This is a genomic window from Desulfoplanes sp. (genome assembly GCF_054921335.1).
The window spans coordinates 1-4,171 of the sequence record NZ_JBUDSQ010000134.1; the positions used below are offsets into that span (position 1 = coordinate 1).

At 51.4% G+C, this 4,171-nt stretch carries 1 protein-coding gene; it reads left to right on the forward strand.

What is annotated here, in order from left to right; all coding sequences use genetic code 11:
- Nucleotides 1-134: 134 nt before the first annotated feature.
- The gene (locus ACY692_RS14340) at nt 135-3,638 is read left to right on the forward strand and encodes an Ig-like domain-containing protein (protein ID WP_462326063.1); all 3,504 of its coding nucleotides are present in this window, start codon (nt 135-137) and stop codon (nt 3,636-3,638) included.
- Nucleotides 3,639-4,171 lie beyond the last annotated feature (533 nt).

Genomic DNA, 4,171 nt, shown 5'->3' on the forward strand with positions numbered 1-4,171 from the left:
AAGAGATGCAGCAGCTCGAAAGATCGACACCCATTGTTTCCACCTCGGGAACAGGGGACAATACCGGTGACCGGGGCGATGAAGCTGGTCAGGGGGAGCCGGATGGCGGCGAGCCCCCCGAGCAGCCAGAGGGCGTGGGACCAGAGGAAGGAGAAACAGGCGGAGACGGTCAGGAACCACCGGATAGTCCGGGCGGTCCCCCCCCGGCAGGAATGCCTTCCGATCCACCACCTTTTTCCCCAAAGGAATCACCAGAGGATACTCCCCCTACAACACAATTCACCCCACAAATAGCGGAACTTGACCTAGCCAATTCCATACAACCAGTTACATTCAGTCTAATAACAAGTGAAGCAGGTTTTGAAATAACCCCAGTCCTGAATAAGGCTGACCCACGTATTGAGACAGACGACGGGGACATCAACGTACCAGACACTCAAGATCCCGATCCCCCAGAACCGGTAGACCCCGGTCCTGGACCGGTAGATCCCGAAGATCCGGAGCCGGAAGACCCCGAAGATCCGGAGCCGGAAGAACCGGTAGACCCCGAAGATCCGGAGCCGGAAGAACCGGTAGACCCCGGTCCTGGACCGGTAGATCCCGATGACCCTGACCCGGAGCCGGAAGACCCCGAAGATCCGGAGCCGGAAGCCCCCGAAGATCCGGAGCCGGAAGAGCCAGAAGACCCGGAGCCGGAACCGGTAGATCCCCCGATAGCCGTTGAAGATTCAAACACGACTTCTGAAAACGCCCCTCTGAGCATTGATGATGCCCATGGTGTCTTGATCAATGACACCGATCCTGACGATGGAGATACGCACACGGTCTCGGCTGTAAACGGTCTGGTGCAAAATGTCGGGGAAATTGTCACCGGATCGAACGGGGGAACCTTCGACATTGCATCCGACGGAGCCTACACCTTTGACCCGGGCACCGCCTTCGACGATCTTGCAGAAGGTGAACAACGATCGACTTCGGTCGAATACACCAATGCCGACAATGACGGGGCCACAGATACAGCAACTCTGAGCATCACGGTGACAGGAGTCAACGACGCGCCCGAAGCACCCGATCAAACGGTTTCCATGTGGGAAAACACGCATCATACAGGATTTCTCACGGCAACAGATGTGGATAACAGTATATTGAATTTTTCGCAGACAGCACAACCTGCCAACGGATATCTTTCCCTAAGCACGACGGGGGCCTTTGAATACACTCCCTACACCGACTTCACCGGGACCGACACATTTTCCTTTCTGGTCACAGATCCAGGAGGCCTCAGCGATACGGGAACCATGACCGTGACGGTCAATCCGAACAGTGCACCGACTGTCCCGCAACTCACGTTCTCGACCGACGAAAATACCCCCCTCACCGGCGTTCTGGTTTCCGATGAAGACACGGGGGACACGCTTTCCTTCACGGACATCACCGGACCGGCACATGGAACGTTGAGCACGACTGACCAGGGAATGTTTACGTATACTCCGGAAACGGATTTTGAGGGTCAGGATCAATTCACCTTCACGGTGACTGATGGCAAAAGCGTCCCGCAAACAGAGACCATTGAAATCAACGTCCTCCCGGACAATCATCCGCCAACCATCCTTCAAACGACCTTTTCTACCGACGAGGACATGGTTCTTTCGGCGACGTTGGCCTCGGATGCCGACGAAGATTCTCTCTCGTTCACGGATATCAGCGGCCCGAGTCACGGGGACGTGACATTTTTCCCTGGCGGAACGTTCACGTATACTCCGGATGCGGATTATTTCGGAACCGACCAATTTACCGGCAAGGTGAGTGATGGGACAGCGGCATCCCAATCCTTTACCGTGAACCTGACCATCAATCCTATCAATGATCCACCCGACGCCCCTGATCATCAGTCCATTACATTTTCGGAGGACACCTCCCTCAGCGGCACATTGGTCACAGACGCTGACGGGGACGCCCTCATCTTTTCAGATACCCAGCAGCCTGCACACGGTACTCTGCAACTCTACTCGGACGGTTCTTTCTCCTATACCCCGGATGCGGATTATTTCGGAACCGACCAGTTTACCACCACCGTCACTGACGAAATAGCCGATCCCGAAACATTGACGGTCAATCTGACTATCGAACCCGTCAACGATGCGCCCGTAGCTCAAACGAGTTCTGTCACCACAGAGGAAAATACTCCGTATGTGTTTTCACGAGATGATTTTGGTTTCCAGGATATCGACACAGATCATCTTTATTACATCAAGATAACCGGTCTTGAAAGTAATGGAAGTTTGCAATTTGATGAAACAGATGTTGTCCTCGGCCAAGATATCTGTGGTTTGGATATCAATAACGGTCAGCTGACGTTCACTCCGACCCCGGATGCCTATGGCTCCCCATACGACAGCTTTACCTTCGAAGTTAAGGACCAGAGCTTATACAGCGCAAATTCCGCTACAATGACCATTGAAGTGATCGAGGAGACAGCGTCCTCAGCTAATCAGACATTTGTCACTGCGCCGAACCTGAACATCTACGGTCGTCTTACCCCCGGCGGGGAGGTTTCCGAAAATTCTTCTGCAGTCTTTTACGACTTGATTAATCCGGATGATCATTCCGCTGTTAATTTAGCACAAGACGGAACGTTTTGGTACAATTCTTCTGACTCTGGTGATTCCTTCGATTATATTGCGACGGATTACACTACGGATGCAACCTACCAAGGCACAGTTGCCATCGAATTTGTCAATATTACCGATACAGGCACGGATGACGCTGACATCATTGCAGGTGGAGACGAATCAGATACATTATATGGTATGGCCGGAAACGATATTTTTATTGCGGGTCCCGGCGGAGACACTATCTACGGAGGAGATGGAATTGACACAGTGGACTATACAAACGCCAGCTCAGGCATATCCAATGAATATATGTCGGCAGGTACGACTTCCATTTTAGCCGTTTTTGGCGAAACGGAATACCAAGACGATTTTCAAGGGATCGAAAACATTATCGGATCTGATAATGGTGCTGACAATATTTCTGGGGATGAAAACGTTAACCTGTTCGCTGGAAATGGAGGCGGGGATTACCTCTATGGAGAAGGCGGAGCCGATATCCTTTTCGGTGGCGAGGGGGATGATTTTCTTTACGGAGGTGCGGGTAACGACTTTCTCGAAGGAAACGCGGGCAACGATGAGCTCACCGGAGGTGCCGGAATCGACCATCTTACGGGCGGGGCGGGCAGTGACAGGTTTGCCTACATCTATGCTGAGGATTTCGGAGATATCATTCATGATTTCAACCATGACGATGATACACTTCAATTTTATGGTTCAACGTGCTTCCCCTCATCCGGAGCAAGTGCGATCGATGGAACCCCTGACATAGACTATTTTCATGAAATCACTGACCCCGATGCTGCCAGGACCTATATCGCAAACGGCACCCATGTATACACACCGGATACAGGAGAATCTCGTGAAAACGATTATTTTGTTTACCTCCTTGATCCGGATTCCGGAACCAACAAGCTTTATTTTGACGATAACGGCACTTCGGGTACCAATACTCCGATTCTCATTGCCGAATTTGATCAAGCCACAGTGCTCGATAACACCGATATTACAATCTCCGGGTACTAGCCCAAAATTTATACGAAATATTGAGTTTCTTACGAACCTCTTATTTGATTACTGGTCGATAGGGGCACCTTCAAGGGGTGCCCCTACAATTTGATTGATTTGCAGCAAAACTCCTTTGTAACTATTCAGCCGATGAAGGCTCGATCATGCATTGCTCCTCCCGGGAACGCCGAGCGTCTGCTCGGCAATGCGTCGACGAATCCGCAGGGAATAGGGGCACATACTAGAACCGAACACAATGACGATATACCCATTGGGCATTTCCCAAAAGGCCGAGCAGACGCTCGGCGTTCCCAGAGAAAGACACACCCTCATGGCGAGTGCTCGTCCTGAATAGTTACACTCCTTTCAATAATCTACGTAATTCAAACTAGTTTTGCTTTTATACAACTATCGTAGGACGGGCTAATCAACTCCTCCTCAACATCATATGAAAAAAATTTTTCCACTTCTCTTCTCACGCCCTCTTCCGGCATCGGAAATCCTCCTCGCCACCTTCATGATCACCGTCCTCAATCTGGCCGCTCCCCTGT